Origin of the sequence: Aquabacterium sp. (assembly GCF_050725395.1) — a bacterium.
Taxonomy (GTDB): domain Bacteria; phylum Pseudomonadota; class Gammaproteobacteria; order Burkholderiales; family Burkholderiaceae_C; genus Aquabacterium.
Map to the genome: position 1 here is coordinate 40,413 of NZ_JBOHHL010000004.1, position 17,883 is coordinate 58,295.

Genomic DNA, 17,883 nt, shown 5'->3' on the forward strand with positions numbered 1-17,883 from the left:
GAGCACATCAGGGATTTTCCTGATGCTTTTGAAGAAGGAACCCATCATGAAAAACGCACGCACTGCTTTCCTGGCCATCCTGACCGCCGCTTTCGCCGTCCCGGCCCTGGCCGACACCAGCGTCACCCGCGAACAGGTCAAGGCTGAATACCTCCGCGCCCTCAAGGCTGGTGAACTGGACTTCGGCCGCGAGTTCGTCACCCCGCCCGCCGCCCGCCAAGGCGCCAACACCACCGCCGCCAGCGCCAAGATCGAAGACTTGGCGCCTACCAGCGCCGGCAACCGCGAAGTTGCCAAGTCGGCCGCCGTGGCCTCTGGCAAGACCGCCAACTGATGGCTGGCGTTCATGGTGGAGTCCGGCCCCTGGCGGGCTGGCGCTCCACCGGCGCTTGACGCGCGTTTGCCCTTTTCCCGGCATCCTCTGGGGCTATACGACAATGGCGCACCGGGCATCCCGGCCTACACTGTGTGAACCGATGACGGTGTTCAGTGTCCAGGGATCTCATTCATGCACGATGGCCCGCTCGTGAAAAAACACCTCGATGCCATGCTGGCGGGCGGCCCACTGGTCGCGCAGCAGGTCATCGACACCACCGTTCACCGCCTGCGTGATTCGGGTGCAACCCTCGCGCTGGCCACGGATCGCCAGCAATTGTTCGAGTTGCTGGAGGCCTTGCAGATCCGCCACTTGGCCCTGATCACCGCATTTGGCCAGGACATCAAGTCCGAAATCGAGGCCGCGGCGCAAAGCCCGCTTGAGCCCATGCGTGCGCCGGCCAGCCCTTTGCGGCTCGAAGACCTGACCCTGATGGACGAGGACCAGGCCGAGAAAGACATCGAGATCTCGCGCACCATCCAACTCATCGACTTGAAGGCCGAATGGGAGCTGCGCGAACTGCAGGCCTTGACCGCCACCCTGGTCGGGGAGACCGTGCTGCGCCTGGAGGCCAATCCCTGTCGTCCCATGGTCTACGCGCGCGCCTTGAGCCGGGCGGCCCACGGGCTGGACATCTCCAAGGCCAGCCGGGGCATGTTCTTGCGCACGGCGGGTTTCGCCATGGCCGATGTGCTGCGGGACGTCTATGGCGATGCCTGCCGGCGCCTGAAAAGCTGGGGCGTGCAAGCGCTGGAGTTCCGCAGCGCGCCCATCGTGCGGGCGGGCACGGCGCCCGAAGTGGACTTGACCCAGCCCGACGCCTTGCTGACCCTGCGGGATCGCCTGCCCAAGCCCGCGGACCCGTCCCGTGCCTCGCAGCCAGGCGACCCGGCGCAGCGGCAAACGGGCGAGTTGCTGTCCCGCCTGTTCGAGCAGATCCTGGCCGATCCCCGGTTGGAGGCCACGGTCAAGGACGTGATCGGGCGCCTGCAATCCTCGGTGCTGCGCGTGGCCCTGAACGACCCGACGCTGATGAGTTCGCACCAGCACCCTGCCTGGACCTTGATCAACCAGATCGCGGCCCACGCCTCCGACCATCCCCAGTTCAGCGACTCGCGGGGCTCCGCCTTCATGGAATTCGTGGAGCCGCTGATCGAGAAACTGGCGGTGGACGAGGCGCCCGATGCGGCCTTGTACGAAGGGGCCTTGTCCGATGTGCAAGCTTTCATCGACCGCGAAGACGAAGTGCAACTGCAGCATTCGCAGGCCGCCGTGAAAGCCCTGGCCGAAGCCGAGCAGCGCCAGACCCTGATGCCCTTGCTGCGGCAGCAGGTCATGCACCAGTTGCAAAGTGCCGAGCTGAGCGAGACCCTGAGGCGGTTTCTGACCGGCCCCTGGGTCGATGTGCTGGCCCGCACCATGGTGTCGCAAGGCACCGACAACCCGCAGACCCAGGCCCTGGTGGGCACGGTGGACGAACTGCTGTGGAGTCTGGAGCGGCCTGCCAGCGAACTCGACCGCGAGGAGGTCCGCCAGCGCCTGCCCGCCTTGATCGAACGTTTGAAGCTGGGCATGGAAACGATCGGTTTGCCGCAGGCCGAGCGAGACAAGGTGCTGGATGACTTGATGCACACGCACAGCCGGCGACTGCGCAGTGCCCCCGCCGGTGAAGTCCGGTCGGTCGAGGCGGAGACGCTGGTTCAGCAGATGCGTGATGAGGTGCTGGACGACCCGCGCGAGTCCCCGTCGGACAGCTGGGCCCAGGACACCAGCGTGGGGGCCTTGCCCACGGTGCCGATGGCCCTGGGAGGCGCCGACGAGGACAGCCGCGTGAAGGCGGCCGCCCAGCGCTGGTTGCAGACCCTGACCAAGGGCATGCGCTGCAAACTGTTCTTGCAGGGGCAGTGGGTCACGGCCCACCTGCTCTGGCGCAGCGACAACGGCGAGTTTTTCATGTTCACCAGTTCGCTGGCCGGTGGCATGCATTCGATGACGAGGCGCGCGCTGGAGCGTTTGCGCATCGAAGGCCTGGCCACGACCTTTGTCGAGCTCAGCCTGATGCAGCGCGCCGTGGACAGCGTTCTGCAAGACCTGGACGAGGCGTCCTAGCGGCAGCCGTCAAGCCTGAGGTGCGACGGGCAGCGAGAAATGGAAAGTGGCCCCCTGGCCGACCTGTGATTCGGCCCATACCCGTCCGCCATGCTTTTGCACGATGCGCTTGACCGACGACAGGCCGATGCCAATGCCTTCGAACTCATCCTGCCCATGCAGGCGGGAAAAGGCCGCGAACAGGCGAGGCGCCTGGCTTTCATCGAAACCCACGCCGTTGTCGGACACGCGGTAGACCAGTTCATCGCCTTGCAACTCGCCATGGATGCCGATGCGCACTGGCCGGCTGTTGCGCGAGTACTTCAAGGCGTTGGACAGCAGGTTCACCCACACCTGCCGCACCAGGCGGCTGTCGCATTGGGCGCAGGGCAGGGCGCTCACCGTCCACTCGGCCTCCTTGCCGCCCGTGCTTGCCGGCAGGTCGGCGATGATGGATTGGACCATCTGCCCCATGTCGACCGCCTCGGTGACCAGCGGCGTGCTGCCCAGCCGGGCGAAGTTGAGGAAGTCGGTCACCATGTCGTTCATCTGGACGCCGATGGAGCGGATCAGTGCCAGGCGCTGCTGTTCGGCCTGGCCGACCTTGCCAGCGACCGACAGCTCCAGCAGTTGTGAAAACCCGATGATCTGCGAGAGCGGCGACCGCAGGTCGTGCGCCACCGTGGCGCAGAAGGAGTCCAGCTCCAGGTTCGCAGCGGCGAGGTCGCCATTGCGCTGCTCCAGCATGGTGTTCAGGCGGGACAACTCTTCGGCGGCCTGTTCGCGTTCCTTCACTTGCTGTTGCAGCCTCAAGCGGCTTTGCGCCAGTTCGGCAAAGACCTCGACCTTGGAGCGCAGCACCGCGGGCACCACGGGTTTCATCAGGTAGTCGACAGCACCGGCCGAGTAGCCCTCGAACACCGCGTCCTGGCTCTTTTCCTCGCCGGTCAGGAAGATGATGGGCGTGGTGCGCGAGCGAGGCCGGCTGCGGATCAGCGCCGCGGCTTCGATGCCGCTCATGCCGGGCATGCGCACGTCCAGCAGGATCACGGCGAAGTCGGTGTCCAGCAGGTGGCGCAGGGCCTCCATGCCCGATTGAGCCCGAACCAGTTTTTGCCGCAGGGGTTCCAGGATCCCCTCCAGCGCCAGCAGATTGGCAGGCTCGTCGTCCACCATCAGGATGCTGATTTGATGTTCGGCTTGCATAGGCTCCTTCCTTGTCATCGGATCTTCCGGTACAGGGGCTCTCCGGGATGGAGTTGCCGGTAGTCCTCGCGGTGGGGTGAGTGCAACAGGGACTCGCTCAAACCCAGGCCCAGGTATCCAAAAGGCCGCAGGCTTTCGTGCAGCAAGGTGTGGACATGGCTTTGCCCCTGCGGGTCGAAGTACATGGTCACATTGCGGCAGGAGATGAACTGAAAGTCATTGAAGGAGGCATCGGTCAGCAGGTTGTGCACACCAAAGACCACGTTGTCGAGCAGGGCCGCGTTGAACTGCCAGTGCCCATCGACCCGGAAGCAGTAGTCGGTCAGGCGACCCTGGCCACCCGCCTGGCGGTAGTTGTGGTCGTACTCCGGCATCAGGTGCTCGTCGAAGCGTCCCGCTTGGGCCTGCTGCAAGGCGGTCTCGCTGAGGTCGGTGGCATAGACGCGGCAACGTTGGGCCAGGCCGGCCTCGTGCAGCAGGATGCGGTAGGACATGACCTCCGGGCCGGTCGAGCAGGCGGCCACCCACAGCTGAGAGCTGGGGTAGGTGGCCAGGAAGGGGATCTGCTTGCGCACCTCGCGGTAGTAGCAATCGTCGCGGAACAGCGAGGTCACGTGCAGCATCATGGCCGCGCGCAGACGCTGCAGGCACTCACGGTCAGCGCGCACCTTGCTCACCAGCCCCGCGATGGAGCCTGCGTCCTCTTTTTCAACGGTGGACAGCACGCGTCGCAGCAAGGCCGAACGCTGGTAGCGGCGGAAGTCCATGCCACTGAGCGAGGACACCGTGTCGACCAGCTGCCCCAGTTCGGCGCGCAGGTGCGCGGGCATCTTGTTCATCATTCGGTCAGCCACACGCGGAGCATCGCCCGCAAGCGGTCCATGTCGACGGGTTTGGCCAGGTAGTCGGACGCGCCGGCTTCCAGGCAGGTGGCGCGGTCGCCCGGCATGGCCTTGGCGGTGACCGCGATGATGGGCAGCATCGCGAACTGGGGCAGCTTGCGGATGCGGCGGATGGTTTCCAAGCCATCGATGGTGGGCATCATGACGTCCATCAGCACCACGTGGGTGTCGGGGTGCTGGTGCAGCATCTCGATGCCTTCCAGGCCGCTTTCGGCGTGGATCACATGCGCGCCATAGGTTTCCAGCGCGGCCGAGATCGCGAAGATGTTGCGCACGTCGTCGTCCACCACCAGGATGTTCTGGCCGGCCAGCACAGGATCTTCGCTGCGGCTGCGGTCGATCAACTGGCGGGCGCTGGGGGAGATGCGCGAAGGCTGGCGGCTCATCAGCAAGGACAGCTCATCGATCAGGCGCTCGGGCGATCCCACCCCCTTGATGATCAGGGCCTGGGACTTTTTCATCAGCGCGAGCTCTTCGCTGCGCGGCATGGAGCGGCCTGTGTAGACGATCACCGGCGGACTGGCACGGCCCAGGCGCTGGTTCAGGGCATCGATCAGGGCACCGCCATCCATGTCGGGCAGGCCCAGGTCGATGACCACGCAATCGACCGGCACGGCGGCGATGGCTTCCAGCGCCTCTGCGGCTGTGGACACGCCCTTGGCGTGGATGTCTCCGTTGCCGATCAGGTCCAGCACGGCGGTCAGTTGAACCGGGTCGTCTTCCACGACCAGCACATTGCGCTGCCACTGCGACAGGCGTGCCAGGCGCGATCTGAGCGTGACGGCGAGCGTGTCGATGGATTCGGTGGGCAGCAGGGTATAGGACGTGGCGCCCAGCCGCAAGGCACGCTCGCGTTGTTCCTCGTCGCAGATGACGTGGATGGACACGTGGCGGGTCTTGAGGTCTTGCTTGAGGTGGCCCATGGCCATCCACAGGTCGTTGTGGTGGTCGGTGCCATCGAGCACGATCAGCAAGGGCGGGTGGGCCTGGCAGGTGGCCATCACCTGGCTGAATTCGTGCACGCGCACCAACTCGATCGGGTAGTCGTCCAGCATCTCGGCCAGGCCGGTGACGAGCGCTTCGTTGCGGCTGACCACCATGAGCGTGCTGTGGTTGGCCGGTAGCACGCGGCTTGGCAAGGATTCCGGGGGCGGGGGCGCCGCGGCCTTGTCTTCGTGGACCTCGGGTTGTTCGCCGTTGGGTTCCGACACCTTGGACAAATCGACATCGGCCGGCAGGTAGAGCGTGAAGGTGCTGCCCTGGCCCGCTTCGCTGCTGACCTCCAGCGAGCCACCCAGCAGGTGGGCCAGCTTCTGGCTGATCGACAGCCCCAGGCCGGTGCCGCCATATTGCCGCGCGATGCCCGAGTCGCCTTGCTTGAAGGCTTCGAAGATACGGGCCTGCTTGTCGGGCGGGATGCCGATGCCGGTGTCCTGAACGCTCATGCTCAAGCGGGCGGGTTGGCCGTTGGCCGGGGCCCGGCCAAACCGCAGCAGCACGCGCCCCTGCGCCGTGAATTTGAAAGCGTTGGACAGCAGGTTCTTGAGGATCTGCCAGACCCGGCCCTGGTCGGTGTACAGGGTGTCGGCCAACTGGGGGTCGACCTCGATGGCGAAGCCCACCTTCTTGGTTTGCGCCACGTGCGTGAAGGTGTCGCTGGCCAGTTGCACCAGCTTGGCGTAAGGCACCTTGGCGATGTCGATGTGGGTGTTGCCCGATTCGATCTTGGCCAGGTCCAGGATCTCGTTGATCAGGGCCAGCAGGTCGTTGCCCGCGCCGTGGATGGTCTTGGCGTACTGCAGTTGCTTGGCCGACAAAGGCTGGTCCACGTCCTCGGCCAGCAATTTGGACAGGATGAGCAGGCTGTTGAGCGGCGTGCGCAGTTCGTGCGACATGTTGGCCAGGAACTCGGATTTGAAGGCCGAGGTTTCGGTGAGCTGTTGTGCTTTCTGGTCGAGTGACAAAGTCAGCTGGCGCAACTCGGCATTGGCCTGGTGCTGCTCCTCGTTGGCCATCATCAGCTCTTCCTGCTGCTCGCGGGCCAGCCGTTCCGAGGCGCGCAGTTGTTCGCTTTGCAGGGCCAACTCTTCATTGCTCAGCTTCAGGGCTTCCTGTTGCTTTTGCAGTGTGGTCGTCAGGGCGGTCTGGGCCTGCAGGGCGTTCTCGGTGGCCTGCTTGGCTTCCAGTGCATTGAGCATCAACCCCAGCCCTTCGCACAGCCGGTCAAGGAACTCGCGCTGGATGGCGGTCAAGGGTTGCATCAGGGCGATTTCAACCACGGCCTGGACCTGGGACTCAAAAGCGACGGGTCCGACGTACACATGGCGGGGTGCCGTCGATCCCAGGGCCGAGTCCACTTTGATGTAGTCGTCCGGCAGGTCGGACAGCATCAGGGGGCGGCCCTCCAGAAAACATTGTCCGGCCAAGCCCTCGCCTGGCGCCAGGTGTTCCGGGGCGTTTGACGCGGCAAAGTGGGCGCACCGCACCAGCCCCGGCCGTCCCTCGCCCTTTCTGCTCATGTAAAGCACCATGCAGGGTGCCGACAGCAAGACGGCCAATTGGGACAAGGTGGCTTGGCAGACACTGCCCAGGTCTTGTCCGCCCTGGAAGATCGGCGTGAAGCTGGCCAGGCTGGACTTGATCCAGTTCTCGCTGGCGGCGGTGTCTTCCCGGTGTTCGATGCGCTCGACCATCTGGTTGAAGACGCCCGCCACCCGGCCGATTTCGTCATGGGCATGGCTTTGAATGCGGTGGGTGTAATCGCCATCGCCGACGCGGCGGGCGCCCCGCTCCAGGTTCAACAGCGGTTGCGTGATGCTGCGCGCCGTGAGTATCCCGAAACCGATCACGAGGACAGCGGCGCCCACGGTGGCGATCAGCACGGTGCGCAAGCTGTCTTTCAAGGTCTGGGATTGAGCGGCCTGGCGTTCATTGAGCAGCACACGCTCCACTTCTTCCATCGCGCTGATCATGTCGCGGGCAGCCTGGCTTTGCAGGCTGCCGCTGGCAATGACGGCTTCGATGCGCGAGGCGGGGATGTCGCCATGCGCCTGGCGCAACAGGGTGTCAAGGCGGGTGGCCAGCGCGGCGTCCAGTTGGCTGGCCAGCGCCTGCTGCTTGGGGTTGTCGAGGGTCAGGCGGCGCACGGCATCGACCGCGTTGCGCGCTTCCACGGCGGACTGTTGGGTGGACCGCTGGTACACCTCCTTCTGGCTGAGCATGTAGGCCCGCGCGCTGCTTTCCGCTTCGGCCAGCCGTGCTCGCGTGTTTTCCAGCTGTTGCTGCACGTTCAAGGTGTGGGTCACCCAACGGGCGCTGTCGTCGATTTCAGTGATGCGGTCACGAAAAATCGAACCCACGGTGAGCAATGCCAGCAAGGCCGGGACGAAACCCAGGCCCAGTTTGGCCGCGATCGAGAGTTGCATCCCCAGTTCTCCTTTTGGGGCATCGTCTCTTACGTTGGGCGCTATTTCAAGCGCCGGGTGTCGCTCAGTTGTTTTTGTGTTGCCCGTGCCCGTGCCTGATGCGGATTTCAGCTTTTATTCAGGGTTTTTCAGCGCCTGGCAAGCCAACGCTGGGCCAGGTTGACCCACAGGTTGGCCCCCAGCGGTATCAGCTGGTCGTTGAAATCGTAACTGGGGTTGTGCAGCATGCAGGGCCCCAGGCCATGGCCGCCTTCGCGGTGCGCGCCGTCGCCGTTGCCAATCAGGAAATACGCACCCGGGATGGCTTGCAAATAGAAGCTGAAGTCTTCGGCGCCCATGGTGGGCTCGAACTCCAGCACGTTGTCGGCTCCCACCAGATCGACCATCACTTGCCGGACGAAATCGGTCTCTTGCGGGTGGTTGATGGTGGGGGGGTAATTGCGGTGAAATTCGAAATCGCAGGTGGCGCCAAAGGCGGCGCAGGTGTGCTGCGCCACGGCGCGCATGCGCTCCTCGATGAGGTCCAGCACTTCGGTGGTGAAGCTGCGCACGGTGCCTTGCACAGTCACGACATCAGGCACCACGTTGGTGGCTTCGCCAGCCTGGATCATCGTGACCGAGATCACGCCGGTGTCGATGGGCCGCACGTTGCGCGTGATGATGGTCTGGAAGCCCTGCACCATCTGGCAGGCGACGGGCACCGGGTCGATGCCCAGGTGCGGCATGGCCGCGTGCGAGCCCTTGCCGCGCACGGTGATGTGGAACTCGTTGCTGGAGGCAAAGCACGGCCCGTGCTTGATGGCGAACTGGCCGGCGGCCATGCCCGGCCAGTTGTGCACGCCAAAAATGGCCTGCATGGGGAAGCGGGTGAACAGGCCGTCGCGCATCATGGCCGCCGCGCCGCCACCGCCTTCCTCGGCGGGCTGGAACACCAGGTAGACGGTGCCTTCGAAGTCGCGGTGCCGGGCCAGGTGCTGAGCCGCGGCCAGCAGCATGGCGGTGTGGCCATCGTGCCCGCAGGCGTGCATGCGCCCAGCGTGCTGGCTGGCATGCGCGAACTGGTTGCGCTCGGTGATGGGCAAAGCGTCGATGTCGGCGCGCAGGCCCACGGTGTTGGGCCCCGGCCGCCCTTGGATCACGCCCACCACCCCGGTCTTGCCCAGCCCGCGGTGCACTTCGATGCCCCAGTCTTCCAGTGTTCTGGCGATCAGGTCCGAGGTCCGCACCTCCTCGAAGCAAAGCTCGGGGTGTGCGTGGATGTCGCGGCGCAGAACCTGGATCGATTCAGCCTGATCCAGCAGGGAGGGCAGCACCAATGACGACAGGTCGGAGATGTCGGCGGACATGGCGAAAGGCCTGATGATGAGAAGGGAAGCCTGATCTTACCCGGCGGCCCGGCGCAAGGCCAGCGTGGGCCTTTGGCGGCGCTAAACTGACGCCCCATCCCAAATTCAGAGGAGCCGCCATGGCCGACATCAAGATTCAGCGATCCCACGCCCTGGGCATGGACAAGGCCCGGGCGCTGGCCCTCGACTGGATGAACGGCGATGCCAAGCAATTGGGCCTGACCTGCACGCTGCAGCAAGGCGAAAACGAAGACATCATCCAGTTCGAGCGCATGGGCGTGACCGGACAGATGACGGTGCGGCCCGATGCCTTCGAGCTGGACACCAAGCTGAACATGATGATGGCACCGCTCAAGCCCCTGATCGAATCCGAGATCGACAAGAACCTGGCCCGCATCCTGGCCAAGGCCGAAGGCGGCACGCCAAAGGCATGAACCTGGGGTTCGACGCGCTGCCCGAAGCCTGCGATGTGCTCGTCGTGGGCGCCGGGCCGGCTGGCAGCGCGGCCGCCTTGACCCTGGCCCGGGCTGGCCTGGACGTGGTCCTGATCGACCAGCACGTCTTTCCGCGCGACAAGGTCTGTGGCGATGGGCTCATCCCCGATGCACACCAGGCCTTGCGCGAACTGGGTGTGTACGAAGAGGTGATGCAGCGTGCCCACCCCGTGGCGCACGTGGCCTGCGTCGCCCCGCGTGGCGGGCGCGTTAACGTGTCGGGCGAGCTCGCCGTCTTGCCCCGCAAGGTGCTCGATGACATCGTGTGCCGCGCGGCCGTGGCGGCGGGGGCCCGCATGCACGCGCCGGCTCGGTTCGTGTCGCCGATCGAAGCCGATGGCACCGTGCAAGGTGCGCGCGTGCAGCAAGGCGAGCGGCAGCGCGAGGTTCGCGCGACCTGGGTGCTGTTGGCCACGGGGGCCGTGCCCCAGGCTTTGATGGCGGCCGGCATGGCCGAACGCCAGGCGCCCAGTGGCGTGGCTTTGCGGGGCTATATCCGGAACGAGGCCATGGTCGGGCGCCTGGATGGCCTGGAGATCGTCTGGCACCGCGCGTTGCGGCCAGGCTATGGCTGGGTCTTTCCCTGTGGCGGTGGCGTGTTCAACATCGGTGTGGGCATTTCGGAAATGAGCGCCACGGGCGCGGGCGGTCGGCAAGGCAGGGGCGAGCCCAATCTGCGTCAGATCTACGAGCGCTTCACCCAGGTGCATGCCCCAGCGCGCGAGCTGCTGCAGGGCGGGGTGGCCGTGGGTGAGATCAAGGGCGCGCCCTTGCGTTTCGGCCTGGAGGGGGCGCGGTTCTCAAGGCCTGGCCTGCTGGTCTGTGGCGAGGCGGCCGGCAGCACCTACGCTTTCACGGGCGAGGGCATCGGCAAAGCCCTGCAAACGGGCATCCTGGCCGCGCGGGCGGTGATCGAAGGGCAGTGCGGGCGGTCGGGCGAAGCCCAGCTGCGGGCGGCGTATGAGGCGCAACTCCAGGCGCTCAGGCCGCGGTTTCAGATGTACCAGCGGGCCAATCTGGTGAACCGCCAACCCTGGCTGGCCGACCTGGTGGTCTGGCGTGCGGGGCGCAGCGAGCGCATCCGCCGAAGGCTCAGCGGTCTGCTCGATGAAACCAGCCACCCCGGCCACCTGTGGACGGCGCGGGGCGTGTTCAAGCTGTTCACGGAATGACCTGGGTTGCGCCCGGCCGGCCGTGAAAGTTGCCTTTACTTCTTGAGGGAAGCGATCAAGTCGATGTAGGTTTGCTTGGCCTGGTCGGGGGTCTTGCCCTTGAGGCCGGCCCAGGCGTCGTATTTGGCGCGGGCCACGAAATCCATCATGCCGGGGCGGTCGCCCTGCACATCGCCCACGGTGGCCTGCTTGAAGAGGGAGTAGATCTTCAGCAGGGTGTCGTTGTCGGGTTTGGCGGGCAGCAGCTTGGAGTTGGCCACTGCGGCTTCGAATTGAGCGGTCAGGTCGGACATGTCGGTCTCCAGTCAATGGTTGGGGTGGATGGTTCCACGTTTTTGTGCCCGGATCTTACTGCCGACGACTTCGGCCATCAGCCCCTTGATCGCGGTGGCCGCTTCCAATCCCTACAATGCTCCACCTCATGAGTGCCGTTTCTTTTCAGCAAGTCACCAAAACCTACCACTCGGGCGGGCGCACCGTCGCGGCCTTGCAGGGCGTCAGCTTTGACATCAAAGAGGGCGAGTTTTTCGGCCTGCTGGGCCCCAATGGCGCGGGCAAGACCACCTTGATCAGCATCCTGGCCGGCCTCAGCCACGCCACCACGGGGCAGGTGATGGTGCAGGGGCACGACGTGGTGAAGGACTACGCCTTCGCGCGCCGCCGCCTGGGCGTGGTGCCGCAGGAACTGGTTTTCGACCCCTTCTTCTCGGTGCGCGAAGCCTTGATGATCCAGAGCGCCTACTTCGGCCTGAACAAGAACGGCGCCTGGGTTGACGAGTTGTTGCACCACCTGGGTCTGGCCGACAAGGCCGATGCCAACATGCGCCAGTTGTCCGGCGGCATGAAGCGGCGGGTGCTGGTAGCGCAAGCCCTGGTGCACAAGCCGCCCGTCATCGTGCTCGACGAGCCCACGGCCGGGGTCGATGTGGAACTGCGCCAGACGCTGTGGCAGTTCATCGCGCGCCTCAACAAGGACGGCCACACGGTGCTGCTGACCACCCACTACCTGGAAGAGGCCGAGGCCCTGTGCCACCGCATTGGCATGCTCAAGCAGGGCAAGCTGGTGGCGTTGGACCGCACCTCGGCCTTGCTGGCCGGCACCGCCCATACCATGCTGCGATTCAAGACCGACGACGCGCTGCCGAACGCGCTGGCCGGACAAGCCCGCATCACCGGCCGCATCGTGCAATTGCCCGCGCACGACGCGGCCGAGGTCGAACAAATCCTGGCCACCTTGCGGCAAGCGGCTTGCCGTGTCGAAGACCTGGAAATCGGCCGGGCCGACCTGGAGGACGTCTTCCTCAGCATCATGCAGGGGGTGCACGCATGAACGGTCTGATTGAAACGCTGGGCCTGTCGGGTGCCAAGCCGCTGTTCGTCAAGGAAGTGCTGCGCTTCTGGAAGGTGGCCTTCCAGACCGTGGCGGCGCCAGTGCTGACGGCGGTGCTGTATTTGCTGATCTTCGGCCACGTGCTGCAAGGCCGGGTCGAAGTGTTCAATGGCGTGGGCTACACCCGCTTCCTCATCCCCGGCCTGGTGATGATGAGCCTGCTGCAGAACGCCTTCGCCAACAGTTCCTCGTCGCTGGTGCAGAGCAAGATCACCGGCAATTTGGTGTTTTTGCTGCTGACACCGCTGTCGCACCGCGCCTGGTTTTTTGCCTACGTGGGCGCCTCGTTGGTGCGCGGGCTGGCGGTGGGCCTGGGCGTGTTCCTGGTCACCGGCTGGTTCGCGCCGCCGGGCCTGGCAGAGCCCTGGTGGGCCGTGATCTTCGCGGTGTTGGGCGGCACCTTGCTGGGTGCCCTGGGTCTGATCGCTGGGCTGTGGGCCGAAAAATTCGACCACATGGCCGTGTTCCAGAACTTCATCATCATGCCCATGACATTTTTGTCGGGCGTGTTCTATTCGGTGCATTCGCTGCCGCCGTTCTGGCTGGGCCTGTCGCACCTGAACCCGTTTTTCTACCTGATCGACGGTTTCCGGCGCGGATTTTTCGGCGCCAGCGACGTGGATCCTTGGCTGAGCCTCGGCGTGGTCGGCGCGGCCACCCTGTTGGTTTCGCTGGTGGCGCTGCATCTTTTGAAGACCGGGTACAAAATCCGGCACTGACCTTTCGTTTTCGCCCTCCTTCCTGAGACTCCCGAAAGACCCCCATGGCCGACCCCACTGCCGCCGACGTCCAGCACTTCATCGCCGAAGGCTTGCCCTGCACCCACCTCGAAGTGGAGGGCGACGGCCAGCATTTCTTCGCCACCATCGTCTCCGCCGAGTTCGAGGGCAAGACCCGCATTGCGAGGCACCAGCGCGTCTACCAGGCCCTGGGCGATAGAATGCGGGCTCAGATCCACGCCCTGTCGATGAAGACATTGACCCCGGCGGAATGGGCCGAAAAAGCCTGATCTGGTTTCATTTTTTTCAAATTCACCGATTCACCCAGGCGCGAACCGCGGATTCCAACGTCCGCCGACCTCGCGCCCTTTGTGCTTTTCATGGACAAACTCCTGATCCGTGGCGGTCGCCGTCTTCAAGGCGAAGTGACCATTGCCGGCGCCAAGAATGCCGCGCTGCCCGAACTGTGCGCCGCGCTGCTCAGCGCCGAGCCCGTGACCCTGGCCAACGTGCCGCAGCTGAAAGACGTGCAGACCACGTTCAAGCTGCTGAGCAACATGGGCGTGGTCTGCGAGCGCCATGCCGACCAGGACGACCGCGTCACGCTCGACGCGGGCCAGGTGAACAACCCGGAAGCGCCATACGAGCTGGTCAAGACCATGCGCGCCTCCATCCTGGTGCTGGGCCCGCTGCTGGCCCGCTTCGGCCGCGCGCGCGTCTCGTTGCCTGGCGGTTGCGCGATTGGTTCACGCCCGGTCGACCAGCACATCAAGGGTTTGCAGGCCATGGGCGCGCAGATCACGGTCGAGCACGGCTACATCGAAGCGCGCACGCCCCTGGGCACCGACGGCCAACCCACGCGGCTGAAAGGCGCGCGCATCGCCACCGACATGGTCACCGTCACCGGCACCGAGAACCTGCTGATGGCCGCCAGCCTGGCCGAGGGTGAAACCATCCTCGAAAACGCCGCGCAAGAGCCCGAAATCACCGACCTGGTCGACCTGCTGCTGGCCATGGGCGCCAAGATCGAAGGCCGCGGCACGCACCGCCTGCGCATCCAGGGCGTCGACAAGCTGGGTGGCCTGAGCAGCGCCAAGCCGCACCAGATCATCCCCGACCGCATCGAGACCGGCACCTTCCTGTGCGCCGTGGCCGCCACCGGGGGCGACGTCACCCTGCGCCGCGCCAATGCCGACCATTTGGAATCGGTGATCGAGAAGTTGCGCGAAGCCGGCGTGTCCATCGAATCCGGCGACGACTGGATCCGCGTCCAGGCCGAGGCGCCCGCCAAGGCCGTGGGTTTCCGCACCCGCGAGTACCCCGCTTTCCCGACCGACATGCAGGCGCAGTTCATGGCGCTCAACTGCGTGGCGCAGGGCACCGCCGTGATCCACGAAACCATTTTTGAAAACCGCTTCATGCACGTCAACGAACTGGTGCGCCTGGGCGCCCGGATCAATGTCGATGGCCACACGGCCGTGGTCACCGGTGTGCCCAAGCTGTCGGGTGCCACCGTGATGGCCACCGACCTGCGCGCGTCCGCTGGCCTGGTCATCGCCGGCCTGGTGGCCAAGGGCGAAACCCTGATCGACCGCATCTACCACCTCGACCGGGGCTATGACCGCATGGAAGCCAAGCTGCGCGGCATCGGGGCCGACATCGAACGCGTGAAGGCGGCCGCATGAGCAACGCCGGCATCATCACCCTGGCCCTGTCCAAAGGCCGCATCTTCGAAGAGACCTTGCCTTTGCTGGCCGCGGCCGGCATCGAGGTCACCGAAGACCCGGAAAAATCCCGCAAGCTCATCCTGTCCACCACCCGCGCTGACGTGCGCGTGGTGCTGGTGCGCGCCACCGACGTGCCTACCTATGTGCAGCATGGCGGTGCCGACATCGGCGTGGCCGGCAAGGACACGCTCATCGAGCACGGCGGCGATGGCCTCTACCAGCCGCTGGACCTGAACATCGCCAAGTGCCGCATGAGCGTGGCCGTGCGCGCCGACTTCGACTACGCGGCCGCCGTCAAGCAAGGCTCGCGCATCCGCGTGGCCACCAAGTACACGACCATCGCCAGCGAGCACTTCGCCAACAAGGGCGTGCACGTCGACCTGATCAAGCTCTATGGCTCGATGGAACTGGCCCCGCTGATCGGCGTGGCCGATGCCATCGTCGACCTGGTCTCGACCGGCAACACGCTCAAGGCCAACCACCTGGTCGAGGTCGAAGAGATCATGCAGATCTCGTCGCGGCTGGTGGTCAACCAGGCGTCGCTCAAGCTCAAGCGCGAAGCCATCCGCCAGGTCATCCAGGCCTTTGAATCCGCCATCCCCGCCTGACCCATTGCTCAGCTTCCAGCCATGACCGTCAACATCCGCCACCTCTCGACTGCCCAGCCCGACTTCGATGCCGCCTTTCACCAGGTGCTGCATTGGTCGGCGGACACGGACGTCGAGATCGAGCAGCGCGTGGCCACCATCCTGGCCGACGTGCGCTTGCGCGGTGACGACGCGGTGCTGGAATACACCGAACGCTTCGACCACCTGAAGGCCGCCAGCCTGGCCGGTCTGGAGCTGGGCGCGGCCGAGTTGAAAGCCGCGTTCGACGGCCTGCCTGCCGAACAGCGCGCCGCGCTGGAATCAGCGGCCCGCCGCGTGCGCAGCTACCACGAGCGCCAGAAGGAAGCCTCTGGCCTCAGCTGGCAATACCGCGACGAAGACGGCACCTTGCTGGGCCAGAAGGTCACGCCCATCGACCGCGTCGGCATCTACGTGCCCGGTGGCAAGGCGGCCTACCCCTCGTCCGTGTTGATGAACGCCATCCCCGCCCACGTGGCCGGCGTCGGCGAGATCATCATGGTCGTGCCCACGCCCCGTGGCGAGAAAAACCAGCTGGTGCTGGCCGCCGCCCACGTGGCGGGCGTCACCCGCGCCTTCACCATCGGTGGCGCGCAGGCCGTGGCCGCCTTGGCCTATGGCACGGCCACTGTCCCCAAGGTCGACAAGATCACCGGACCCGGCAACGCCTACGTGGCCAGTGCCAAGAAGCACGTCTTCGGCCAGGTCGGCATCGACATGATCGCCGGCCCCAGCGAGATCCTGGTGCTGGCCGACGGCTCCACGCCGCCCGACTGGGTCGCCATGGACCTGTTCAGCCAGGCCGAGCACGACGAACTGGCGCAAAGCATCTTGCTGTGCCCCGATGCCGGCTACATCGCCAAGGTGCAGGCCGAGATCGACCGCCTGCTGCCCACCATGCAGCGCGCCGACATCATCCGCGCCTCTTTGGTCGGCCGTGGGGCCTTGATCCACACGCGCAGCATGGAAGAAGCCTGCGACATCAGCAACCGCATCGCGCCCGAGCACCTGGAAGTCTCGTCCAACGACCCGCACCGCTGGGAGCCGCTGCTCAAGCACGCCGGCGCCATCTTCCTGGGCGCCTACACCAGCGAATCGCTGGGCGACTACTGCGCCGGCCCCAACCACGTGCTGCCCACCTCGGGCACGGCACGTTTCTCGTCGCCATTGGGCGTCTATGACTTCCAGAAGCGCAGCAGCCTGATCGAGGTCAGCGAAGCCGGCGCGCAAACGCTTGGCCAGATCGCCTCCGTGCTGGCGCGCGGCGAAGGCCTGCAAGGCCACGCCCTGGCGGCCGAATTCCGACTCAAGTCCCACGCCAAACCATGAGCCTTTCAGACGTCATCCGCCCCGATGTGCGGGCCATGCACGCCTACCATGTGCAAGACGCCGCCGGCTTCATCAAGCTCGACGCGATGGAGAACCCCTTCACGCTGCCACCTGCGATGCAAGCCGAGTTGGGTCAGCGCCTGGGCGCCGTCGCCCTGAACCGCTACCCTGGCACGCGCATCAACGACCTGCACGCCGCGCTGCGCCGCCACGCGCACGTGCCCGAGGGCTACGGCATCGTGCTGGGCAATGGCTCCGACGAGTTGATCTCGCTGCTGTCCATGGCCTGCGCCCAGCCCGGCGCCACCGTGCTGGCGCCGCTGCCGGGCTTCGTCATGTACGAGATGTCGGCCAAGCTGCAAGGCCTCAAGTTCGTCGGAGTGCCGCTCACCGCCGACTTCGAACTGGATGCCGAGGCCATGGTCGCCGCCATCCGCGAGCACCGCCCGGCCCTGACCTACATCGCCTACCCCAACAACCCCACGGCCAACCTGTGGGACGCGGACGCCATCCAGGCCGTCGTTGACGCCGTGGCACAAGAAGGCTGCGGCTTCGTCGTCATGGACGAGGCCTACCAGCCTTTCGCCAGCGACAGCTACCTGGCCAAACTGCCCCAGCATCCCCACGTGCTGCTGATGCGCACCCTCAGCAAATTCGGCCTGGCCGGCGTGCGTCTGGGCTACCTGATCGGCCCGGATGCCGTGGTGGCGGAGGTCGACAAGGCCCGCCCGCCCTACAACGTCAGTGTCCTGAATGCCGAAGCCGCGCTCTTCGCGCTCGAGCACGAATCCGAATTCACCCGCCAGGCCGACGTCATCAAGTCCGAGCGCGAACGCCTGCAGGCCGCTTTGGCCAAGATGCCGGGCGTGAAGTCCTACCCAAGCCAGGCCAACATGATCCTGGTGCGCGTGCCCGACGCGGCTGCGGTCTTCACGGGGCTGAAGGAACGTGGCATCCTGATCAAGAATGTCTCGGGCATGCATGGTTTGCTGGCACACTGTGTCCGCTTAACCGTGGGCCTGCCCTCTGAAAACGACGCCATGATTGCCGCCTTGCAGTCCACTTTGACCAGGCCACTTTGAA

At 65.5% G+C, this 17,883-nt stretch carries 16 protein-coding genes; 11 read left to right on the forward strand and 5 right to left on the reverse strand.

What is annotated here, in order from left to right:
* The first annotated feature begins 46 nt into the window (after positions 1-46).
* Positions 47-334 (forward strand): hypothetical protein, encoded by a 288-nt coding sequence (locus tag ACREB4_RS03860; RefSeq protein WP_431586874.1) that lies wholly within the window; start codon positions 47-49, stop codon positions 332-334.
* Between the two features lie 192 nt (positions 335-526).
* Entirely contained in the window at positions 527-2,485 is a 1,959-nt protein-coding gene (locus ACREB4_RS03865; protein WP_431586875.1) for a DUF1631 family protein, read from the forward strand.
* 9 nt (positions 2,486-2,494) lie between these two features.
* Here the strand turns inward: ACREB4_RS03865 and ACREB4_RS03870 are convergent, their stop codons facing one another.
* The 4 genes from ACREB4_RS03870 to ACREB4_RS03885 form a co-directional block, all read right to left on the reverse strand.
* The gene (locus ACREB4_RS03870) at positions 2,495-3,670 is read right to left on the reverse strand and encodes a sensor histidine kinase (RefSeq protein ID WP_431586876.1); all 1,176 of its coding nucleotides are present in this window, start codon (positions 3,668-3,670) and stop codon (positions 2,495-2,497) included.
* Positions 3,671-3,684: 14 nt separating this feature from the next.
* On the reverse strand, positions 3,685-4,500 hold the full coding sequence (locus ACREB4_RS03875) for a CheR family methyltransferase (RefSeq protein WP_431586877.1): 816 nt from the start codon (positions 4,498-4,500) through the stop codon (positions 3,685-3,687).
* Between the two features lie 8 nt (positions 4,501-4,508).
* Positions 4,509-7,997 (reverse strand): response regulator, encoded by a 3,489-nt coding sequence (locus ACREB4_RS03880; RefSeq protein WP_431586878.1) that lies wholly within the window; start codon positions 7,995-7,997, stop codon positions 4,509-4,511.
* 128 nt (positions 7,998-8,125) lie between these two features.
* Positions 8,126-9,343 carry a M20 aminoacylase family protein gene (locus ACREB4_RS03885; RefSeq protein WP_431586879.1) on the reverse strand — a complete coding sequence of 406 codons (1,218 nt, stop codon included), beginning with the start codon at positions 9,341-9,343 and terminating at the stop codon, positions 8,126-8,128.
* 119 nt (positions 9,344-9,462) lie between these two features.
* Here ACREB4_RS03885 and ACREB4_RS03890 point away from each other — a divergent pair, with 119 nt between their 5' ends.
* Together ACREB4_RS03890 and ACREB4_RS03895 are read left to right on the forward strand one after the other, a co-directional pair.
* On the forward strand, positions 9,463-9,777 hold the full coding sequence (locus ACREB4_RS03890) for a polyhydroxyalkanoic acid system family protein (RefSeq protein WP_431586880.1): 315 nt from the start codon (positions 9,463-9,465) through the stop codon (positions 9,775-9,777).
* Complete coding sequence (locus ACREB4_RS03895) at positions 9,774-11,009, forward strand: NAD(P)/FAD-dependent oxidoreductase (RefSeq protein WP_431586881.1); 1,236 nt, start codon at positions 9,774-9,776, stop codon at positions 11,007-11,009. Before ACREB4_RS03890 ends, ACREB4_RS03895 begins: the two co-directional genes overlap by 4 nt.
* A gap of 35 nt (positions 11,010-11,044) precedes the next feature.
* Here ACREB4_RS03895 and ACREB4_RS03900 read toward each other — a convergent pair whose 3' ends face one another.
* Entirely contained in the window at positions 11,045-11,302 is a 258-nt protein-coding gene (locus ACREB4_RS03900) for an acyl-CoA-binding protein (RefSeq protein ID WP_431586882.1), read from the reverse strand.
* Between the two features lie 128 nt (positions 11,303-11,430).
* Here ACREB4_RS03900 and ACREB4_RS03905 point away from each other — a divergent pair, with 128 nt between their 5' ends.
* The 7 genes from ACREB4_RS03905 (at position 11,431) to hisC (ending at position 17,882) form a co-directional block, all read left to right on the forward strand.
* Entirely contained in the window at positions 11,431-12,339 is a 909-nt protein-coding gene (locus ACREB4_RS03905) for an ABC transporter ATP-binding protein (RefSeq protein WP_431586883.1), read from the forward strand.
* Positions 12,336-13,118: an ABC transporter permease gene (locus ACREB4_RS03910; protein ID WP_431586884.1), complete on the forward strand. Its 783-nt coding sequence runs from the start codon at positions 12,336-12,338 to the stop codon at positions 13,116-13,118. The genes ACREB4_RS03905 and ACREB4_RS03910 overlap by 4 nt, the downstream gene beginning before the upstream one ends.
* Positions 13,119-13,162: 44 nt before the next feature.
* Entirely contained in the window at positions 13,163-13,408 is a 246-nt protein-coding gene (locus tag ACREB4_RS03915; protein WP_431586885.1) for a BolA family protein, read from the forward strand.
* Between the two features lie 90 nt (positions 13,409-13,498).
* The gene (gene murA, locus ACREB4_RS03920; RefSeq protein ID WP_431586886.1) at positions 13,499-14,803 is read left to right on the forward strand and encodes a UDP-N-acetylglucosamine 1-carboxyvinyltransferase; all 1,305 of its coding nucleotides are present in this window, start codon (positions 13,499-13,501) and stop codon (positions 14,801-14,803) included.
* An 11-nt stretch (positions 14,804-14,814) separates the two neighbouring features.
* Positions 14,815-15,453, forward strand: coding sequence for an ATP phosphoribosyltransferase (gene hisG / locus ACREB4_RS03925; RefSeq protein ID WP_431587042.1), 639 nt, complete (start codon positions 14,815-14,817; stop codon positions 15,451-15,453).
* Between the two features lie 21 nt (positions 15,454-15,474).
* Positions 15,475-16,800, forward strand: coding sequence for a histidinol dehydrogenase (gene hisD / locus ACREB4_RS03930; protein WP_431586887.1), 1,326 nt, complete (start codon positions 15,475-15,477; stop codon positions 16,798-16,800).
* Positions 16,797-17,882: a histidinol-phosphate transaminase gene (gene hisC, locus ACREB4_RS03935; protein ID WP_431586888.1), complete on the forward strand. Its 1,086-nt coding sequence runs from the start codon at positions 16,797-16,799 to the stop codon at positions 17,880-17,882. Before hisD ends, hisC begins: the two co-directional genes overlap by 4 nt.
* Position 17,883: the final 1 nt, after the last annotated feature.